Source organism: Stenoxybacter acetivorans DSM 19021 (assembly GCF_000745895.1).
Taxonomy (GTDB): Bacteria; Pseudomonadota; Gammaproteobacteria; order Burkholderiales; family Neisseriaceae; genus Stenoxybacter; species Stenoxybacter acetivorans.
On sequence record NZ_JQKE01000149.1, the window covers coordinates 1 to 1,064 of the forward strand.

Sequence of the window (1,064 nt, forward strand, 5' to 3'; positions counted from 1 at the left end):
CTGTTTTAAAGTCGAATATGGGGTTGTTCATGTGTTGTCTCCTATTTGGAATAGTTTAGGGGATTGACACAGATTTTTGAACACTACCTATAAATTTCAAAATCATTGAACCCCCGCCGATGAACAGTTACTCCAAAAATATTTTCATCATTATAAGACAGCATGGTTATTTGATTCTCTTGATTTTGATCAAATCCTTTAAAATCTAAGAATTGATTTAATTTTTTAGATAAATAATATTCATCATCATTCAACTTGACATCAGAAAATCTTCTTCCATAAGGAGGAAGAATACAAATTTTTTTTGGAGGAAATGGTAATTCATATATCACACCATCATCTATTAATTTTATTTCTTCAAATGGATTATTATCATTCCATGTGTATTGATAGTAAACAAAAGAAAATAATAAAAATAAAGTAAATATAATAAACAGTATAGCGTAACCAATATAAAAAATTAAAGATTTATAATTTAATTTCATTGTAAAATTACCTTAATAATTAATAGTATTATTCTTGATACATTTGGTTTTATTAGTTTTATATCATAATACATTTAGCACTCTCCAAAATAAAAAGAAATATCATTCCATATATGATTTTTTTCGGTTTTAAGACATTTATTTGATATAATTGATGAACATCTATTTTCGTATATTTTTTTTGCATTTACATGTAAATTTGAATCCATAATAATTATATCTTTCCCTTTTTTCAACCAGAATTTAACCCCAGATGTCGTTATCGTATCATATTTAAAAAAGCCTATCTTGTAATTAAATTTTGCTTCATTATTAATTATTTTTTCAAATTCTTCTTTTGACACATAAGGTGATTGTACGCAAACAACATTAAAACCAGAAAATAAACCAGTTAATTTTTCATTAAATAATTCACCGTTCATGCTTTTTTGCTCTAAAATTTTCAACTTTGCTTCCACAATATCGTTTTTATCACTGCAAGCAGATAAAAGCAACAGCAGACTAAAGCTGATAAATATTTTATAAATATAGCGCATTTTCCAGAAACCTTAATCTAAGGATAGGTAATTCTAAAAATTT

Annotated in this window: 2 protein-coding genes; both read right to left on the bottom strand. The window is 25.2% G+C overall.

The genetic code is table 11. From position 1 onward, the window contains the following. Positions 1-83: 83 nt before the first annotated feature. Complete coding sequence (locus tag Q384_RS11040) at positions 84-485, bottom strand: hypothetical protein (RefSeq protein ID WP_037588169.1); 402 nt, start codon at positions 483-485, stop codon at positions 84-86. A gap of 74 nt (positions 486-559) precedes the next feature. After that, positions 560-1,021, bottom strand: coding sequence for a hypothetical protein (locus tag Q384_RS11045; RefSeq protein ID WP_037588171.1), 462 nt, complete (start codon positions 1,019-1,021; stop codon positions 560-562). Positions 1,022-1,064 lie beyond the last annotated feature (43 nt).